21 protein-coding genes are annotated in these 17,001 nt (G+C 59.1%); 3 read left to right on the forward strand and 18 right to left on the reverse strand.

The genetic code is table 11. The annotated features are described in order from the left end of the window. Positions 1-40: 40 nt before the first annotated feature. The 11 genes from phnC to ccmA all read right to left on the reverse strand — a co-directional run bounded on the left by phnC (position 41) and on the right by ccmA (position 8,611). Positions 41-874, reverse strand: coding sequence for a phosphonate ABC transporter ATP-binding protein (gene phnC, locus ABTV22_RS22155; RefSeq protein ID WP_433736598.1), 834 nt, complete (start codon positions 872-874; stop codon positions 41-43). A gap of 360 nt (positions 875-1,234) precedes the next feature. Beyond that, positions 1,235-1,639 (reverse strand): hypothetical protein, encoded by a 405-nt coding sequence (locus ABTV22_RS22160; protein ID WP_433736599.1) that lies wholly within the window; start codon positions 1,637-1,639, stop codon positions 1,235-1,237. Positions 1,640-1,653: 14 nt separating this feature from the next. Next, positions 1,654-2,868, reverse strand: a complete 1,215-nt coding sequence (gene ccmI, locus ABTV22_RS22165) for a c-type cytochrome biogenesis protein CcmI (RefSeq protein ID WP_433736600.1) — start codon at positions 2,866-2,868, stop codon at positions 1,654-1,656. Beyond that, positions 2,865-3,335: a cytochrome c-type biogenesis protein gene (locus tag ABTV22_RS22170; protein WP_433736601.1), complete on the reverse strand. Its 471-nt coding sequence runs from the start codon at positions 3,333-3,335 to the stop codon at positions 2,865-2,867. The genes ccmI and ABTV22_RS22170 overlap by 4 nt, the downstream gene beginning before the upstream one ends. Then, complete coding sequence (locus ABTV22_RS22175) at positions 3,332-3,868, reverse strand: DsbE family thiol:disulfide interchange protein (protein WP_433736602.1); 537 nt, start codon at positions 3,866-3,868, stop codon at positions 3,332-3,334. Before ABTV22_RS22175 ends, ABTV22_RS22170 begins: the two co-directional genes overlap by 4 nt. Then, positions 3,865-5,853 carry a heme lyase CcmF/NrfE family subunit gene (locus tag ABTV22_RS22180; protein ID WP_433736603.1) on the reverse strand — a complete coding sequence of 663 codons (1,989 nt, stop codon included), beginning with the start codon at positions 5,851-5,853 and terminating at the stop codon, positions 3,865-3,867. The genes ABTV22_RS22175 and ABTV22_RS22180 overlap by 4 nt, the downstream gene beginning before the upstream one ends. A gap of 3 nt (positions 5,854-5,856) precedes the next feature. Beyond that, positions 5,857-6,312, reverse strand: a complete 456-nt coding sequence (ccmE, locus tag ABTV22_RS22185; RefSeq protein WP_433736604.1) for a cytochrome c maturation protein CcmE — start codon at positions 6,310-6,312, stop codon at positions 5,857-5,859. Continuing rightward, on the reverse strand, positions 6,309-6,485 hold the full coding sequence (gene ccmD, locus ABTV22_RS22190) for a heme exporter protein CcmD (RefSeq protein WP_110964356.1): 177 nt from the start codon (positions 6,483-6,485) through the stop codon (positions 6,309-6,311). Before ccmD ends, ccmE begins: the two co-directional genes overlap by 4 nt. Then, positions 6,482-7,237 (reverse strand): heme ABC transporter permease, encoded by a 756-nt coding sequence (locus ABTV22_RS22195; RefSeq protein ID WP_433736605.1) that lies wholly within the window; start codon positions 7,235-7,237, stop codon positions 6,482-6,484. The genes ccmD and ABTV22_RS22195 overlap by 4 nt, the downstream gene beginning before the upstream one ends. Positions 7,238-7,310: 73 nt before the next feature. After that, entirely contained in the window at positions 7,311-7,979 is a 669-nt protein-coding gene (ccmB, locus tag ABTV22_RS22200; RefSeq protein WP_007983326.1) for a heme exporter protein CcmB, read from the reverse strand. Next, complete coding sequence (gene ccmA, locus ABTV22_RS22205) at positions 7,976-8,611, reverse strand: cytochrome c biogenesis heme-transporting ATPase CcmA (RefSeq protein WP_433736606.1); 636 nt, start codon at positions 8,609-8,611, stop codon at positions 7,976-7,978. Before ccmA ends, ccmB begins: the two co-directional genes overlap by 4 nt. 198 nt (positions 8,612-8,809) lie before the next feature. Between ccmA and ABTV22_RS22210 the strand changes: the two genes are divergently transcribed. After that, complete coding sequence (locus tag ABTV22_RS22210) at positions 8,810-10,381, forward strand: flagellar hook-length control protein FliK (protein WP_433736607.1); 1,572 nt, start codon at positions 8,810-8,812, stop codon at positions 10,379-10,381. Beyond that, positions 10,378-10,707 (forward strand): EscU/YscU/HrcU family type III secretion system export apparatus switch protein, encoded by a 330-nt coding sequence (locus ABTV22_RS22215; protein ID WP_433736608.1) that lies wholly within the window; start codon positions 10,378-10,380, stop codon positions 10,705-10,707. Before ABTV22_RS22210 ends, ABTV22_RS22215 begins: the two co-directional genes overlap by 4 nt. 132 nt (positions 10,708-10,839) lie before the next feature. On the opposite strand, the gene ABTV22_RS22220 is transcribed toward ABTV22_RS22215, so the two are convergent. After that, complete coding sequence (locus ABTV22_RS22220; protein WP_433736609.1) at positions 10,840-11,094, reverse strand: hypothetical protein; 255 nt, start codon at positions 11,092-11,094, stop codon at positions 10,840-10,842. A gap of 265 nt (positions 11,095-11,359) precedes the next feature. On the opposite strand from ABTV22_RS22220, the gene ABTV22_RS22225 reads away from it, so the two are divergent. Continuing rightward, a complete protein-coding gene (locus tag ABTV22_RS22225) occupies positions 11,360-11,704 on the forward strand; it encodes an EscU/YscU/HrcU family type III secretion system export apparatus switch protein (RefSeq protein WP_433741472.1) in 345 nt (114 codons plus the stop codon). A 48-nt stretch (positions 11,705-11,752) separates the two neighbouring features. Here ABTV22_RS22225 and ABTV22_RS22230 read toward each other — a convergent pair whose 3' ends face one another. The 6 genes from ABTV22_RS22230 to motD form a co-directional block, all read right to left on the reverse strand. Then, positions 11,753-13,099: a hypothetical protein gene (locus ABTV22_RS22230; protein ID WP_433736610.1), complete on the reverse strand. Its 1,347-nt coding sequence runs from the start codon at positions 13,097-13,099 to the stop codon at positions 11,753-11,755. A 163-nt stretch (positions 13,100-13,262) separates the two neighbouring features. Next, entirely contained in the window at positions 13,263-13,655 is a 393-nt protein-coding gene (locus tag ABTV22_RS22235) for a DUF2802 domain-containing protein (protein WP_433736611.1), read from the reverse strand. Beyond that, positions 13,656-14,141 carry a chemotaxis protein CheW gene (locus ABTV22_RS22240; protein WP_007980742.1) on the reverse strand — a complete coding sequence of 162 codons (486 nt, stop codon included), beginning with the start codon at positions 14,139-14,141 and terminating at the stop codon, positions 13,656-13,658. A gap of 85 nt (positions 14,142-14,226) precedes the next feature. Then, entirely contained in the window at positions 14,227-15,159 is a 933-nt protein-coding gene (locus tag ABTV22_RS22245) for a CheW domain-containing protein (protein WP_433736612.1), read from the reverse strand. A gap of 118 nt (positions 15,160-15,277) precedes the next feature. Continuing rightward, on the reverse strand, positions 15,278-16,066 hold the full coding sequence (locus ABTV22_RS22250; protein WP_433736613.1) for a ParA family protein: 789 nt from the start codon (positions 16,064-16,066) through the stop codon (positions 15,278-15,280). A 39-nt stretch (positions 16,067-16,105) separates the two neighbouring features. Further along, positions 16,106-16,996, reverse strand: coding sequence for a flagellar motor protein MotD (gene motD, locus ABTV22_RS22255; RefSeq protein WP_433736614.1), 891 nt, complete (start codon positions 16,994-16,996; stop codon positions 16,106-16,108). Positions 16,997-17,001 lie beyond the last annotated feature (5 nt).

Genomic DNA, 17,001 nt, shown 5'->3' on the forward strand with positions numbered 1-17,001 from the left:
AAGGGTTTCCTGAGGGTGTACGGTTGGGAGTGAAGGTGGTTTACGCGCGCGCCATGACCAGTCGGGGTACGGCTTCGGCGGCGCGTATGTGGTCGGAGCACATCAGGCTGGTGTCGATGTCGGCACCGTACAAATCATTGAGGAACTGGCTGCTCAGCTCGGCGGCGTGGCCGTCGAAATGAATGCGCCCGCCCTTGAGCGCCACGGCACGCGGGCAATAACGGGTGGCGTAGTCAACTTGATGCAGGGTGACTACCACGGTCTTGCCGTCGCGGCGATTGATGTCGGCGAGGATTTCCATGACTTTGCGCGCCGACTCGGGGTCGAGGGAGGCAATCGGTTCATCCGCCAGGATCACCTCGGCCCGCTGGGTCAGTGCCCTGGCAATCGCCACGCGCTGCTGCTGGCCGCCGGACAGGGTTGAGGCGCGCTGCGCCGCCAGATCCGCCAGACCGACGCGGTCCAGGGACTCCAGGGCGAACTGTTTTTCCTCGGCATTGAACAGGTTCAGGTTGCCGCGCCAGCGCGGCATGCGCCCCAGGCAACCGAGCAGCACGTTATCGAGCACGCTCAGGCGATTGACCAGGTTGAATTGCTGGAAGATGTAGCCGATGTCGGCACGCAGGCGCCGCACCTTGCCATTGAGCCGTCCGCTGGCCTGTACTTCCCGCCCCAGTACCTTGACGCTGCCGCCATTGTTGCGATCGCAACAGGCCAGGCCCGCAAGGTGGCGCAACAGGGTGGATTTGCCGGAGCCGGACGCGCCGATCAGCGCGACCATCTCACCGGCCGCAATGGTCAGTTCGAGGTCGACCAGCGCGGTTTTACGCGCAAAGGTCTTGTTCAGATGATCGACATGGATAGCTGCGTTCATGGGCTTCTCTGTCTGGTTGAACGGCCGTCCGTGGCCGTATTTGAGTTCAACAGACTTTAGGCACGGGGCATGTCAGCCCTATGACTCGCACATGTCGCTGGATTAACTATTTGATGAAGGTTTTGTGAAAGGTTGAGCGGGTGGCCGCGATGGAACACCTGTAGGAGCGAGGGTATGTGTGTACCTCAAGATCTGTTGGATTTGTAGGAGCTGTCGAGTGCAACGAGGCTGCGATCTCTTGATCTTTGAAAGCAAAATCAAAAGATCGCAGCCTTCGGCAGCTCCTACAGGGTTCAGCGCTGGTTCGGCGAAATCATTTCTGCAGCCAAGAAAAAGGCGACCCGTAGGTCGCCTTTAGCGTTACTGCCCAAACTGCCGCCCAAGTCCCCCAGGCACCCCATGAATATCCGTCTCTTCCCAGGGCCCCTTCGGACTGATCGACCGGCTCCAGCCGTTATCCCAACGGTAGTAAGTGCGCTGGCGATAAAAGGTATTGGGCTGATCCTCCAACACATACACACCCAGTTTCGGATCCCAGTGGCTGTTGCCTCCCGGCGGCGGCGCAAAGCTGGCAGACGTGCGCGGCAGCGGCTTGGCGGGTTTGGCCGGAATGCTCGGCTTGCTCGGGCTGGGCGAGGTAGACGGCGTGGGTTTGGGCTGTGAAGGCGGAATCGGCGGCAGGTGCGTCGACTCCGGTTGTTGGACCGCACAAGCACTCAGCCCCAAAACAACACTGAGCAAGGTCATACGAGCGATGGCGGTCATGGTGGCGTTTCCTGTCATTTGTCCGGGCTGTCGATGGTCAGTTTTTGTGGCGCGGTGGTGCTGCTGGCCAATGGCTGGCTACGACCGATCCACTCCCCGGCCGTTGGTTTGCCGGCACGGGAAATGCGCGCAACCAGTTGGACTTCAGGGAAGTTCGACAGTTTCAACTGCGGCATCATCGCGTCGGCATCGCCCAGCTCGACGGTCGCGGGCAGGTCGGCCACGGTCAGGCGTTTGGCCGCCAGCGGAGCCGGTGGCCCGGAGGTGGCGCGGGCGAAAATGAACACGCTGTCACCCGGTTGCACCTTGGCTTTGAGGTCAGCGGCCAGATCCACTTGGACCTTGAGCAACGCGCCAGCCTTGGCCGCTGCTACCTGGGTCGGGGCTGGAGCAACCTTGCCACCGCTTGCCTCAAGTTTTTCGGTGGCGCGGGCAATACCGCCTTCCAGCGCCACACGGGATTTGTCCTCCGGTGGCAGTTGCTCCAACAGACGGTTCCAGTAATCGATCGCCTCCTGATAACGCTGGGCTTCAAACGCCGCGATGCCCAACAGACCAAGGCTGGTAACTTCTTTCGGATCGGCCTTCAAAGCTTCGTCCGTCAGCGCCTGAATCTTGTCCGACCACTTCTTGCCATCGGCGAAGTACTGAGCCTGGGCCCATTGCCCCAGGAGTTCAGGCTGACGTCCGGCCAGGTTAACGGTGCGCTCGAAAATCTTCGCGGCATCGCCCGGACGATCCAGGGTCATGTAAGTGCGACCAAGGAAGTACAGGGCTTCGGCGGAATCCGGCTGGGCCGCGACCGCACGTTCCAGACGCTGGGTCATCTCTTCCATCGACTGCGGCGCGTGAGAAAATTCCCGGGTCAGCTCGACTTTGTCGCTGGCGCCGAAATGCAGGTACAAGCCAAGGCCCAGCACCGGTACCAGGATGGCCGCCAGCAATGGCGCCGGTTTGCCCAGGCGCGACACCCGTGGCGCGGCAACGCCTTCGGTGTCGGCAAGCAATTCACGGGCGGCTTCGGCGCGTCCGGCGTCCATTTGCGCGGCATCGAGAACGCCCTCTTCGCGCTGAACCTGCAACTCAGCCACGCGTTCTTCATAGAGCGCCACGTTCAAGGCGGTACGATCCTCTTCGAGCTGGGCGCGACGGCTACGCAGAACGGGGATCAGCAGAAAACTCAGGGCTACCAGAAGCAGCAGACCTGCAGCGAGCCAGAAATCAATCATTCTTGGTTTTTATCCAACAGTTGGTCGAGGCGCTTGCGTTCCTCGGCAGAAAGCGAGCCCGGGGTTTCGGCGCGTTGTACGCGACGACGACGGACAATCACTGCGATGATCACAACACCGCCCAGCAGCAACCCGGCAGGACCGAACCAGAGCAGCGCGGTCTTGGCGTTCAGGGCCGGTTTGTAGCGGACGAAATCACCGTAGCGATCGACCATGAAGTCGATGATCTGCTGGTTGTCCTTGCCCTCGCCGAGCATGCGGTAAATCTCTTTGCGCAAGTCGGCGGCGATCGGGGCGTTGGAGTCGGCAATGTCCTGGTTCTGGCATTTGGGGCAACGCAGTTCTTTGGTCAGCTCGCGAAAACGCTCGCGATCCCCTTCTTTGGCAAACTCATAGGTGTCGATGGCGGCGTGGGCCACCCCGGTCATGCTCAAGCCCAGCACGACAGCAGCGAGCCAGCGCTTCATGGCTTGGCCTCGTCGACCAGCGCCTGATACTTGGCCGCCAGTTTTTCCCGCCAGACTTGCTCGTCGATCACCCCGACGAATTTGTCGCGGATGATGCCCTTGGCGTCGATGAAGAAGGTTTCCGGCGCGCCGTATACACCGAGGTTCAGACCCAGGGTGCCTTGATCGTCGCGGATGTTCAGTTGATAGGGATTGTGGAAGTCCGCCAGCCACTTCAAGGCATCGGCGTTGACGTCCTTGTAGTTGATGCCGTAGATCAGCACGCCTTTCTCGGCCAGTTTATTCAGCACCGGGTGCTCGACCCGGCAGGAAATGCACCAGGTACCCCAGACGTTGACCAGCGCCGGTTTACCGAGGATATCGGCGCGGGTCAGGGTCTTGTCGTCCTGCACCGCTGGCAGGGAAAACTCCGGGAAGGGTTTGCCGATCATCGCCGAGGGTAGCTCGGCCGGGTCCAGGTACAGACCGCGATACAGGAAAACAGCAACCACCAGAAAAATCGCCAGTGGCAACAGCATCAACCAACGTTTCATGCAGTGGCTCCACTCATGCCCAGTGCTTCGCGCACACGGCTTTTCACCTTGACCCGATAACGCCGGTCCAGCGCTGCCAGCATCCCACCTAGACCTGTGAGCAAGCCACCGAACCAGATCCAGCGCACGAACGGTTTGACGTGAACCCGAACGGCCCAGGCGCCATCGCCCAGTGGCTCGCCCAGGGCGACGTAGAGGTCACGGGTGAAACCGGCGTCGATCCCGGCTTCGGTCATCACCGATTTCTGCACGGTGTAGAGGCGTTTTTCCGGGTGCAACACGCTGACTTCCTTGCCGCCCTTGATCACGCGGATGGTGCCCTTGTCGGAGGTGAAGTTCGGGCCTTCGAAGTGCTTGGCGCCCTCAAACACGAACTGGTAACCGCCCAAGTCCATGGATTCGCCAGGCGCCAGGCGCAGGTCGCGCTCGGCACTGTTCTGGCTCGACAGCACCACGCCCAAGGCGCAGACCGCGATGCCCAGATGCGCCAACTGCATGCCCCAGTAGCTGCGGGTCAGGGTCGGCAGGCCTTTGATCAGGCCTTTGTGGCGGGTCTTGTCGAAGATGTCACGCACGCCGGCCAGCAGCACCCAGGCCGCGAGCAGGAAGGTGGCGAGCACAGCCCAATTGAAATCGCCGTAAGCGACGCCGGCCACTACCGCCATGGCGACACTGCCTAGCAATACCGGGGTCAGCATGTTCATCAGCCACTTCACCGGGGTGTCCTTCCAGCGCACGATCACGCCGACCGCCATCACCACCATCAGCAACGCCATCAGCGGGATGAACAACGCGTTGAAGTACGGCGGGCCGACCGACAGCTTGGCACCGGTCATCGCATCGAGAATCAGCGGGTACAAGGTGCCGAGCAGGATCATCGAAGCCGCCACCACCAGCACCAGGTTGTTGCCCAGCAGCAGGGTTTCCCGGGACCAGAGGTTGAAGCCGACCTGGCTCTTGACCACCGGCGCCCGCAAGGCGAACAACGTCAGCGAACCGCCGACCACGAACAACAGGAACATCAGGATGAACACGCCGCGCTCAGGATCGGAGGCAAACGCGTGCACCGAGGTCAGCACGCCGGAACGCACAAGGAAGGTGCCCAGCAGGCTCAAGGAAAACGCGGCAATGGCCAGCAACACGGTCCAGCTCTTGAACACACCACGTTTTTCCGTGACGGCCAAAGAGTGAATCAGCGCAGTGCCCACCAGCCAAGGCATGAAGGAAGCGTTTTCTACCGGGTCCCAGAACCACCAGCCACCCCAGCCGAGTTCGTAGTAGGCCCACCACGAACCGAGGGTGATGCCGATACCGAGGAAGGCCCAGGCGACGATGGTCCACGGGCGCGACCAGCGGGCCCATGCGGCATCCAGACGACCGCCCATCAGCGCCGCGATGGCAAATGCAAACGCTACCGAGAAACCGACATAGCCCATGTACAGCATCGGCGGGTGAACGATCAGGCCGATGTCTTGCAGCAACGGGTTGAGGTCGGCGCCGTCACTGGGCACCTGCGGCAGGATGCGTTTGAACGGGTTCGAGGTCACGATCAGGAACAGCAGGAAACCGGTGCTGATCATGCCCATCACCGCTAGGACGCGGGCCAGCATGACCTGCGGCAACTGCCGGGAGAACACCGATACGGCGAAGGTCCAGCCACCGAGAATCAAGGCCCACAACAGCAGCGAACCTTCGTGGGCACCCCACACGGCGCTGAATTTGTAGTACCACGGCAAGGCGCTGTTGGAGTTGTTGGCCACGTAGGCCACGGAGAAATCATCGGTCATGAACGCGTAGGTCAGGCAACCGAAGGCGAACACCAGGAAGGTGAACTGTCCCCACGCGGCCGGCTGGGCCAGGCTCATCCACAAACGGTCACCGCGCCAGGCGCCGAGCAATGGCACCACGGCCTGCGCCAAGGCGAAGCACAGCGCCAGGATCATGGCCAGGTGGCCAAGCTCTGGAATGAAAATGCCGGCAGTCATGGATCAACCCTCCTTCGCGGGTGTTGGAGCGGATTGACCACTGTCTTTCAACGCCTTGGTCACTTCCGGCGGCATGTACTTCTCGTCGTGCTTGGCCAGTACTTCATCGGCCACCACCACGCCATCGGCATTGATCTTGCCCAGGGCGACAATGCCCTGCCCTTCGCGGAACAGATCCGGAAGGATGCCGCGATAGGTGATGGTCACGGATTTGTTGAAGTCGGTGACGACGAACTTCACGTCCAGCGAGTCGCTGGAGCGCTGTAACGAACCGGCCTCGACCATGCCGCCTGCGCGAATGCGTGTGTCATGGGGCGCTTCGCCGTTGGCGATTTGGGTCGGTGTGTAGAAGAGGTTGATGTTTTGCTGCAGGGCGCTCAAGGCCAGGCCGACAGCAGCGCCGACCCCGACCAGAATCGCCAGAATGATGATAAGACGCTTTTTACGCAGCGGATTCACTTGCCGTTCTCCCGGCGCAGACGACGCGCCTCTTGTTGCAGATACCGCTTGCGGGCCAGGATCGGCGCCGCCACGTTGAGGGCCAGCACCACCAGGCAAATGCCATAGGCCGACCAGACATACAGGCCATGATGGCCCATGGCGAGGAAGTCGCCGAATGACGCAAAACTCATCGAACGGCCTCCAGGCTGTTTTCCACTTCGGCTTTCACCCAACTGGCCCGCGACTCGCGCTTGAGCACTTCGAGGCGCATGCGCAGCAACAATACCGCGCCGAAGAAACAGTAGAACCCCAGCGCCGTCAGTAGCAGCGGCAGCCACATCTCGGCGGGCATCGCCGGTTTTTCGGTGAGGGTAAAGGTCGCGCCCTGGTGCAGGGTGTTCCACCACTCCACCGAGTACTTGATGATCGGGATGTTGATCACGCCGACAATCGCCAGGACCGCGCAAGCCTTGGCCGCGCTGTCACGATTACTGATGGCATTGCCCAGCGCAATAAGACCGAAGTACAGGAACAGCAGGATCAGCATCGACGTCAGTCGTGCATCCCAAACCCACCACGAGCCCCAGGTCGGTTTGCCCCAAATCGCGCCGGTGACCAGCGCCACGGCGGTCATCCAGGCACCGATGGGCGCCGCGCATTGCAAGGCGACGTCGGCCAGTTTCATTTTCCAGACCAGCCCGACGATGCCGCACACGGCCGCCATCACATAGATGGATTGGGCCAGCATGGCGGCGGGCACGTGAATGTAGATGATGCGAAAGCTGTTGCCCTGCTGATAGTCGGGCGGCGCGAAGGCCAGGCCCCAGATCACGCCAATGCCGATCAGCAGCAACGCCGCGATGCTCAGCCACGGCAGCATTTTGCCACTGATGCCGTAGAACCACTTAGGTGAGCCGAGCTTGTGAAACCACGTCCAGTTCATACTGTTTCCATCACGGTTGCTCTTTACTGTGAAGAGCCAGGGTCTTTACTGATTAAAAATTAACCAGACCTCATTATTCGCCGACGCTGATCTTCAGGCCAGCGGCTATTGCAAAGGGTGTCAGGGTTATCGCCAGGGCGGTCAGACTACCCAGCCATAACAGATAACCGGTCGCCGGCATGCCCTGCAAGGCGGCCTGCAAGGCGCCACTGCCGAGAATCAACACCGGGATGTACAACGGCAGAATCAGCAGCGCCAGCAATAGGCCACCGCGTTTCAAACCGACGGTCAACGCCGCGCCCACCGCACCGAGCAGGCTCAGCACCGGTGTACCCAGCAATAAGGAAAGCAGCAACACTGGCAGACAGGCGGCAGGCAAGCCGAGCATCAACGCCAGCAAGGGTGCGAGCAAAACCAGTGCCAGGCCGGAAAAAGCCCAGTGTGCCAGCACCTTGGCGAGTACCAACAGAGGCAGGGGGTGCGGCGAAAGGACCCACTGTTCAAGCGATCCATCTTCGAAATCACTGCGGAAAAGCCCGTCCAGCGAGAGCAAAACCGATAAAAGGGCTGCCACCCAGACCAGCCCTGGAGACAAGGTTTGCAACAATTGAGACTCGGGGCCGACGGCCAGCGGGAACAGCGAAACGACGATGGCAAAGAACACCAACGGATTGGCCAGCTCTGCCGGACGGCGGAACAACAGACGGGCCTCACGGGCGACCAACAGGCCAAACACACTCATACGGCCCATTTCCCCAGATCGATGTCGCGATAACCGGCCGGCATCCGGCTCAGTGTGTGGTGGGTGGTCAACACCACCATGCCGCCCCGTTCGCAGTGGCCGGCCAAGTGCTCTTCCAACTGGGCCACGCCCTGCTTGTCGAGTGCGGTGAAAGGCTCGTCGAGAATCCACAGCGGCGGGCTGTCCAGGTACAGGCGCGCCAAAGCAACGCGACGCTGCTGGCCGGCGGACAGGGTATGGCAGGGAACATCTTCGAAACCGCGCAATCCCACAGCTTCCAGAGCGTGCCAGATCGCTTCGTGGGAAGCGGGTTGATGCAGGGCGCACAGCCAGCTCAGGTTCTCTTGCGGGGTCAGCAAATCCTTGATCCCCGCCGCATGGCCGATCCACAGCAGGTTGCGCGCCAGCTCCGTACGCTGCTCGTCGAGCGGTTGGCCGTTGAGCAGCACTTGACCGGCCGTCGGGTGCATCAGCCCCGACAGCAGGCGCAACAGGCTGGTCTTGCCACTGCCGTTGGGGCCGCTGATCTGTACCATTTCGCCACTGGCCAGTCTCAAATCGAGATTTTCGAAAAGCAGCCGAAGGTCTCGCTCGCAGGCAAGGGCAACGGTTTGCAGGACAGGACTGGTCAAGGGTTCACGGGCCTTATACGGTTCAAGTCGGCTCTGGCGCGGCCGTTAAAGAGATGCAGAATAGATGTATTGGCGGCCCGCATTAGCGAGCTGCGTCAAATAATTGCAAGGTTTCCCGCACTCTGTATACAACGCGGCGGCATTATACATGCCATTTCTTACTCTAAAGAGCGCATTTTCCCAAGGTTGTGACCGCGTATGACAGGCGAAATGAACATCCTCCCGATACCGCAGCTCGCCCCGGCGACCACGCGTCCGCTGGCTGTCAGTGGCGAGTTGCTCAAGCTGCTGACGCCCATCGAAGGATTGATCACCGCCGGTCAAACCGCCAAGGCTGAAGTGCTGTCGCTCAAGCAGGCGGATCAGACCTTTGAGCTGTTGCTTAAGGTCACTCTGGACAGCGGACGCCAGACCACGGTTCAGGCCACCAGCAACCAACCCTTGGCTCAGGGCACCCGCATCGCCGTCACCCAACCTTCGGCGGGCAACCTGGCCATCACCGTGCAACAGGCTATCGCTTCCAGCGTCGCCACCCTCACTCGCCTCGACACCGCGCAACTGCCGGTCGGCACTCTGTTGCAAGGTAAAGTGCTGACGTCCCAGGTGTTGCCGCAAGTGCCGGGGCAGCCGACGGTGTTCCGCTCGATGGTCAGCCTGCTCAACACGGCGCTTTCCGGCAGCACCTTGAGCATCGACAGCCCCCAGCCGTTGCGTATCGGCACTTTGCTCAGCGCTCAGGTGCAGGACGCCCAGACGTTGAAGTTCGTGCCCCTCAATACCCGCCAGGAGCAACTGGCGGTGACGCAGCAACTGGTCAGCCAATCCAGCCGCCAGGGCTCGCTGGACGGCCTGCTCAAGCTACTGCAAAACCTGCCGCCTTCTGATCAGACCTCCAGCGACCTGCGCGCCGCTGTCGACAAGTTACTCACCGGTCTGCCGGACGTGCAGCAACTGAGTACCCCCAAAGGTCTGGCCCTGGCATTGGCGAGCAGCGGTGCGTTCCTCGAATCGAAACTGCTGACCGGGCAGAACCCCGCGCTCGCCCCCGACATGAAAGCCGACCTGCTCAAACTGATCGCGCAACTGACGCCGGGGTTGCCGGCAAGCACCAACCTCAGCGCAATCATCGCCGCCAACACCCTGGCCCAAGCCATGCCAAGCTTTGTGCGCAACGCCCTGGGCATGCTCGGGCAAGTCAGTGCCAAACCGTCGCCGATCGGCTTCCCTCTGCCCGAGCGTCTGTTACAGAGCGCCGAAGGTGAGGACGATCTCGAACACCTGCTGCGCCTGGCTGCAGCCGCAGTGTCCCGCCTGCAAAGCCATCAGCTGTCGAGCCTGGAGCAGACCGGCGTGACCAGCGACGGTCGCCTGATGAGCACCTGGCAGCTGGAAGTGCCCATGCGCAATTTGCAGGACATCGTGCCCTTGCAGATCAAGTTCCAGCGTGAGGAAGCACCAGAGAAAGAACAACATGAACGCCGTGACGAACGAGAGCCCAAACAACAATTGTGGCGTGTCGAACTGGCCTTCGACATGGATCCCTTGGGCCCGATGCAAATTCAGGCGCAACTGATCAAGGGCAGCCTGTCCAGCCAGCTATGGGCCGAACGCCCCTACACCGCCAACCTGATCGAAAGCAATCTGGCCATCCTGCGCCAACGCCTGCTGGCCTCGGGCCTGAACGTCGGCGACCTCGATTGCCATCAGGGCAAACCACCCCAGGGCCCACAAACCCGTCTCGAACAACGCTGGGTCGACGAAACCGCATGAATAATCCCAACGCCCCACGCCAGGCCATCGCCCTCAAGTACGACGGCACCCACGCCCCTACCCTCACCGCCAAGGGTAACGAAGAACTGGCCGAAGAAATCCTGCGGATCGCCCGCGACTACGAAGTGCCGATCTACGAAAACGCCGAGCTGGTGAGACTGCTGGCGCGGATGGAGCTGGGGGACAGTATTCCCGAGGAGCTGTACCGCACGATTGCGGAGATTATTGCGTTTGCGTGGAATTTGAAGGGCAAGTATCCGGCGGGGCGGGATCCGGATACGCCGATAGTCGAAAAGAATATTAGCGAACGCGGAGAAGATTATTGAGAGATCGATACTTCCATTGAGAAAAAGCTCGCTCTCAAGCGATTTAGCAGCAAACATAAAAAGTCTAAAAGCTGCCAATTCTTAAGAGCGGACTTTAGAGCAACTACCTCAACCAATTTAACAGCCTGACTATCATTCAAGCTCAACTTCTTCGGCCGTTTGACCTTGCTGGCCTTTATACCTAAGAAAACGGACTCGCTTGCCAACTAGCGGCCTTGCCTCAAACCACCCTTCAAAACTCCTGTGAGTAAATTTGAATATTCCAAACCCCTGATCATCATTGACCTCACCTATTATTCGGCTCAATGGCCAGTCCCAACTATCGGTATCATCGTACAGCTTAGCCGAAACAATTACTCCAGTAGTCTGGTTAGATTCGCTACCCATACCAATTCCTCCATCACCCACTTACAAACAATAAAAGTGCACAAACATCAAAATTTCGAAGAAAAACAATCATAAATGCGAGCCCTACCCAATTCAACTATCAGAACTGATAGTACCCACCCCATAGAAACTATCTCATAATTGAATATTAAACTCTGTAAATTCATCTGGACATTAACGTAACACAGGGTTCCCCAAATAATCCTGAGGGAAAGAGCAGGTGACGAGTATTCGCAGCAAGCCGCCCCAAGGTCCGAAACCCGTCTTGAACAACGCTGGCTCGACGAAAACACATGAAAAAACCCAACACATTGCCCTCAAGTACGACGACACCCACGCCCCTACCCTCACCGCCAAGGGTGACGAAGAACTGGCCGAAGAAATCCTGCGGATTGCCCACGACTACGAAGTGCCGATCTACGAAAACCCCGAGCTGGTGAGACTGCTGGCGCGCATGGAGCTGGGGGACAGTATTCCCGAGGAGCTGTACCGGACGATCGCGGAGATTATTGCGTTTGCGTGGAATTTGAAGGGAAAGTATCCGGCGGGGCGGGATCCGGATGTAGCGGTTTTGGAGAAGGACGTGACGGATCGCGGGGATGATTACTGAAACAGTGCGCCATGCTCATTACGACTATGGCGCGCCTGATATTTTTCTTTACGAGGGAATTACGTCGGCGAGAACGCGTGAAGCCACCGACGTTGCTACATGGTCCCGATCGCGATGCAGTTCAAGAGCCTCGGCCATGGTTTTTCCGTCGTACTTGCTCAATGCATCTTTAAAGACTGTTGCAATGGCAGGTTCGAATCCCACCGTGAAGCTGGAGATAAATGCCTCATTGATAACCGTGTCGCGAACGCGGGTTATTTCTGCTTCGATTGCAACCGGATCTCGAGACACCTGCAGATCGAATAAAGCCTGGTCATGAATGATGATGTCCTGCGAATCAGCTGAACGCTCTGCAACTTTGACGCTCTTGGTGCCGTCCCAGACCGAGAGAGAGTACTCGCTGATGATTTCAGGTTTTTCTATCACCAACTGAATTGTTTCCTGCCTCCTATCCAAGGAGGAACGGAAACGCTGACTCAAGAAATCAAAGCTCATCAAAGCCTCATAAGTAGAACGTTTGAGCATTCGACAACACAACGTCGTCAGATCCACTTGTATGTCGTGAAGCAAGGCTTTTTGCTCCCCCCTTTGCAACTCAACTACTTGTATTTTTTTATCGATCAATTCTGGATATAGGTACAACGCATCCTGCGTCAAACTTTGTGCGAATTTGCTTTCCATTTCGCTCATGAATCGACCCAGCAATGTATAAGCGTGCATATAGAGCTGCGGCATCGTGACGCCAGGCATTCGATTTTGTAGATAGTTTTTTACTTCATCCGTACAGAGGGAAAAACCACCACTCAAATAAGACGTTTTCCCAGCACCTGGAGCCCCCCGAACAATTAAAACGTCCTTTTTTTCGACAATCCCTTCCTCCAACATCAGGGACTGAAAGGACGCTTCATATTCAGCAGCCAGTTTGGCCGTCAAATTCATCATTACGTTGACATTGATAGCCTCCACTTCTGGCAGCCATGTTCCTGCCTCCTTCAAACATGCTTCCAGCTTGGGAAGATCTGTCTGCTCAAGCTCCTTCAGCTTTTCAGGGTGACGAGTCAGTGCATGCCAGGTCGGAATGGAACGGTCCGCCTTCAAGCATTCCAGTCGAGCGGAGTAAGTATTTTCCGAGCATGGAAGTTTAACTAACTCACTCAAAACCGATTTGGCCGTATGTTTATTTATCCCCATGCCTGCACCCGTCTTTCCAACCAAGATGCCTGGCTTGGAATGCAGTGCCTCACTGTTCGCACCCACGCTACCCAGGCTAGAGGGTGAGTTCGATACACTTTTTACTTTGCTGTAAACGTTTAGCGCCGGGCTTTTGGTTTCGCTGTCGAGTCTTGAGCTTGTATAGCTCCCGGCAACAGTCTGATGGGGAACGACAGTCGGCATAAAACACCCTCGGAGAGTTCAGTGTTCTGCAGAATATCGATGCTGGAAAATCACTCTTCCAGAAAGCGCTCAGGACAAGCGAAAAGATCGCAGCCTTCGGCAGCTCCTACATGGATCTACGTACACCTGTAGGAGCTGCCGAAGGCTGCGATCTTTTGATCTTTCAGTTCTTGTGCAACTTACTCATCAATTCCGCCTCAGCCTGGGTCAAGCCGCAGGACTGGGTCAGTTCGTCGACGCTGGCGCCCATGCCCACCAGTCGCGCCGCCTGGGCAAACGACAGGCTGGTAGGGTCGCGTTGTTCCAGCTGGGCGAGTTTGTCTGGCAAGGGGGCTACGATGGCACGTAATTCGTGCAGCGCTTCACCCATGCGCACATTGCCGTTCTGATAGTCTTCGACGCTTTTGGCCAGGTCCTTGATGCGCTGGTCACGCAGCGCATCGCCTTGGGCCTGTTGCGCGGCGATCTTGCGTTGATCGCGAATGTACGCCAGAAACATCGCCAGTGTGCCTGCCCAGAACAGGAACAGGACAATGACCGCCACCTCAAGAATCAATCAGATACTCTCCAGTTCCGACCATTCTTCTTCGCTCATCATCTTGTCCAGCTCGACGAGGATCAGCAGTTCGTTGTTCTTGTTGCACACGCCCTGGATGAACTTGGCGGATTCTTCGTTACCGACGTTTGGCGCGGTTTCGATTTCCGACTGACGCAGGTAAACCACTTCGGCCACGCTGTCGACCATGATCCCGACAACTTGTTTGTCGGCTTCGATGATGACGATGCGGGTATTGTCGCTGATTTCGGCATTCATCAGGCCGAAGCGCTGGCGGGTGTCGATCACGGTGACCACGTTGCCACGCAGGTTGATGATGCCCAGCACGTAGCTTGGGGCACCCGGCACCGGGGCGATTTCGGTGTAACGCAGGACTTCCTGAACGCGCATCACGTTGATGCCGTAGGTTTCATTGTCCAGCTTGAAGGTCACCCATTGCAGGATCGGATCTTCGGACCCTTTTGCCGCCGTCGCCTTATCATTCATACCCTGACCCCTCGAAAAACCGCCGTGGCGGTGTGTGTTCTGTGCTGCGGAATTTGAATGCCGTCGCGTGTGTGTTGTGCAGATTTCATTTCAACTTTTGGACCGGCTTGCTGCCGCCCATGTGCTTTGCCCCGCCACTGGCGATCAATTCGGCCAGTTCGGACACGTCGAGCAAGGCACACATGTGTTCAATCACGGTGCCGGCCAGCCATGGCCGCTGACCACGGTGGCTGCGCCATTTGATTTCGTTCGGGTCCAGGCGCAACGAGCGGCTGACCTGATGCACCGCCAGCCCCCATTCGTAGCCTTGAACCGAAATCACGTATTGCAGGCCCTGCTTGAAGTCGTCGCGATAACGGTCAGGCATGACCCAACGCGCCGTGTCGAGCACCTTCAAGTTGCCGGCCTGGCTCGGCAGGATGCCGAGGAACCACTCCGGTTGACCGAACAAAGGCGTCAACTCGTGGCCGGCCAAGGGGTAAATCGACCCCAGGCACACCAACGGAACCGCCAGGGTCAGCCCGGCGACATCGAACAACAGACACTCGAAAGGTTCGGCCGCCCAGGCCGGACGCCCGTCGGTCTCTACCGGGGGTGGCGTGTTGTTCGGCGGCAGGTGGACTTCGACCACTGGCGGCACCAGGGCCTGCGGCGTTTCGAGTACCGGCAGCACCTCAGTCTGCAGCTCTTCGACGACCGGTGGCTCCAAGGCTTGCAGCAACGGTGCGATGGTCGAGACCGACGCCAGTACGGGCGCTGGCGCTTCAACCACGGCAACGGGAGGCTTCGCCATCGGCGCTACCACCGGTGCCGTTGCGACTACGACTTTCTGTGCATCGCGAGCCTGCTCTTCAAGCACTGCGGCCTGGAATTCGTCCAGTGCGCCGTCAACCTCGGCAAATGCGGGAAGCGCTTCCACTTCCGGCACCAGTTCCTCGGTGATGTCTTGCAGCAAGCTGTCCAAGTAAGACTGCAGCGCCAGTTGCGGACGGGAGGTGGTCTTCAACAGCCGGTTCATGAGTGCTCACCCGTAGGAGCGAGGCTTGCCCGCGAATAACGATTACGCGGTATGCCTGCCAAAACTGCGGCGTCTGGTTCGCGGGCAAGCCTCGCTCCTACAGGTACGGTGTTCATCTTCAGGCCACCTGCGCAACGAGTTGTGCCGCCAGCAGGTGCTTGAGCAGCGCGCGGTAAGCAAGAACACCGCGGCTCTTGCCGTCAAATTGCGATGGCGTCAGCCCGGCGCGGCTGGCATCGCGCAAGCGTGTGTCCACTGGGATATAGCCTTGCCAGATGTCTTGCGGAAACTTGTCGCGCAATACACGCAGCGTGCCCAGGGACGCCTGTGTGCGGCGATCGAACAGGGTCGGCACGATGGTGAACGGCAGTGACTGCTTACGGGATCGGTTGATCATCGCCAACGTATTGACCATGCGCTCCAGGCCCTTGACCGCCAGGTGCTCGGTTTGCACCGGGATCACCAATTGTTGGCTCGCCGCCAGGGCATTGACCATCAGCACGCCGAGCAACGGCGGGCTGTCGATAATCGCGTAATCGAAGTCCTGCCACAGCTGCGCCAGGCTCTTGGCGATCACCAGGCCCAGGCCGCTCTGGCCCGGCGATTGACGTTCAAGGGTCGCCAGCGCGGTGCTCGACGGCAGCAAAGAAATACGTTCGTCACTGGTGGACAGCAGCAACTGCCCGGGCAGGCCCTGGGGCACGCTGCCCTTGTGCAGAAACAGGTCGTAGTTGCTGTGTTCCAGGCTGTCGGGGTCGTAGCCGAAATAGCTGGTCATCGAGCCGTGGGGGTCTAAGTCGACGACAACCACGCGCTTGCCCGCCTCAGCCAGCAAACCGGCTAGTGCGATGGAGGAAGTGGTTTTACCGACACCACCCTTTTGATTGGCGACTGCCCAGACTCTCATTCGGATTGTTCCTCCCGGCCAGATCGACCGGGAAATAGCTCAACGTGTTAATGCGGGCGACGGAGAATTGACGGCGCTCTCTCGTACCGGCGACTTGACCGGGGTCGGTGCAGTTTGTGTGCCAGCACGCTTCAATGCCGCATCGGGCGTGGCATGAGCGGTTCCGGTGCCGGTGAGGCTGCGTCGCACGTCAAGATTGCGCGACACCACCAACACCACGCGACGGTTGCGCGCCCGGCCCTCGGCCGTGGCGTTGTTGGCCACCGGCTGGAACTCCCCGTACCCCACCGACGCCAATCGGCCGGGGTTTACGCCCTGCATGGCCAGCATGCGCACGATACTCGCCGAACGGGCGGACGACAGTTCCCAGTTGGTTGGGTACTGCGCGGTGCGAATGGGTTGATCGTCGGTGAAACCTTCGACGTGAATCGGGTTGTCGAACGGTTTCAGAATCGCTGCGACCTTGTCGATGATGTTGAAGGCGATGTCGCTGGGCATGGCGTCGCCGCTGCCGAACAACAGGCTGGAGTTGAGTTCGATCTCGACCCACAATTCGTTGCCACGCACGGTCATCTGGTTGGAGCTGATCAAGTCGCCAAACGCTGCGCTGATGTCATCGGCAATGCTTTTGAGCGGATCGCTCGCACCGGCTACCCCGGCATCGACCTGATCGCTGTCCTTGACCAGCGGCTTGGCCGGGGTCACGGTCTTGGGCCGCTCATCGCCGATGGGGATCGGCTTGAGGGCGCGTTCGGTGTCGCTGAAGACCCCAATCAGCGCTTCGGAAATGATCTTGTACTTACCTTCGTTGACCGAAGAGATCGAGTACATCACCACGAAAAACGCGAACAGCAAGGTGATGAAGTCCGCGTAGGACACCAGCCAGCGTTCGTGGTTGACGTGTTCGTCATGCTGTCGGCGGCGAGCCATAGTCC

The sequence above is a fragment of the Pseudomonas putida genome, from assembly GCF_050990305.1.
Classification (GTDB): domain Bacteria; phylum Pseudomonadota; class Gammaproteobacteria; order Pseudomonadales; family Pseudomonadaceae; genus Aquipseudomonas; species Aquipseudomonas putida_AH.

Excerpts from the sequence above, each read along its gene's own strand:
- ABTV22_RS22230 (WP_433736610.1), bottom strand. The coding sequence starts at position 13,099 with ATGCCGACTGTCGTTCCCCATCAGACTGTTGCCGGGAGCTATACAAGC.
- ABTV22_RS22175 (WP_433736602.1), bottom strand. The coding sequence starts at position 3,868 with ATGAAACGTTGGTTGATGCTGTTGCCACTGGCGATTTTTCTGGTGGTT.
- motD (WP_433736614.1), bottom strand. The coding sequence starts at position 16,996 with ATGGCTCGCCGCCGACAGCATGACGAACACGTCAACCACGAACGCTGG.
- ccmB (WP_007983326.1), bottom strand. The coding sequence starts at position 7,979 with ATGAGTGTGTTTGGCCTGTTGGTCGCCCGTGAGGCCCGTCTGTTGTTC.
- ABTV22_RS22160 (WP_433736599.1), bottom strand. The coding sequence starts at position 1,639 with ATGACCGCCATCGCTCGTATGACCTTGCTCAGTGTTGTTTTGGGGCTG.
- ABTV22_RS22240 (WP_007980742.1), bottom strand. The coding sequence starts at position 14,141 with ATGAATGATAAGGCGACGGCGGCAAAAGGGTCCGAAGATCCGATCCTG.
- ABTV22_RS22220 (WP_433736609.1), bottom strand. The coding sequence starts at position 11,094 with ATGGGTAGCGAATCTAACCAGACTACTGGAGTAATTGTTTCGGCTAAG.
- ABTV22_RS22170 (WP_433736601.1), bottom strand. The coding sequence starts at position 3,335 with ATGAAGCGCTGGCTCGCTGCTGTCGTGCTGGGCTTGAGCATGACCGGG.
- ABTV22_RS22250 (WP_433736613.1), bottom strand. The coding sequence starts at position 16,066 with ATGAGAGTCTGGGCAGTCGCCAATCAAAAGGGTGGTGTCGGTAAAACC.
- phnC (WP_433736598.1), bottom strand. The coding sequence starts at position 874 with ATGAACGCAGCTATCCATGTCGATCATCTGAACAAGACCTTTGCGCGT.
- ABTV22_RS22210 (WP_433736607.1), top strand. The coding sequence starts at position 8,810 with ATGACAGGCGAAATGAACATCCTCCCGATACCGCAGCTCGCCCCGGCG.
- ABTV22_RS22245 (WP_433736612.1), bottom strand. The coding sequence starts at position 15,159 with ATGAACCGGCTGTTGAAGACCACCTCCCGTCCGCAACTGGCGCTGCAG.
- ABTV22_RS22215 (WP_433736608.1), top strand. The coding sequence starts at position 10,378 with ATGAATAATCCCAACGCCCCACGCCAGGCCATCGCCCTCAAGTACGAC.
- ABTV22_RS22195 (WP_433736605.1), bottom strand. The coding sequence starts at position 7,237 with ATGAACTGGACGTGGTTTCACAAGCTCGGCTCACCTAAGTGGTTCTAC.
- ccmI (WP_433736600.1), bottom strand. The coding sequence starts at position 2,868 with ATGATTGATTTCTGGCTCGCTGCAGGTCTGCTGCTTCTGGTAGCCCTG.
- ABTV22_RS22180 (WP_433736603.1), bottom strand. The coding sequence starts at position 5,853 with ATGACTGCCGGCATTTTCATTCCAGAGCTTGGCCACCTGGCCATGATC.
- ccmD (WP_110964356.1), bottom strand. The coding sequence starts at position 6,485 with ATGAGTTTTGCGTCATTCGGCGACTTCCTCGCCATGGGCCATCATGGC.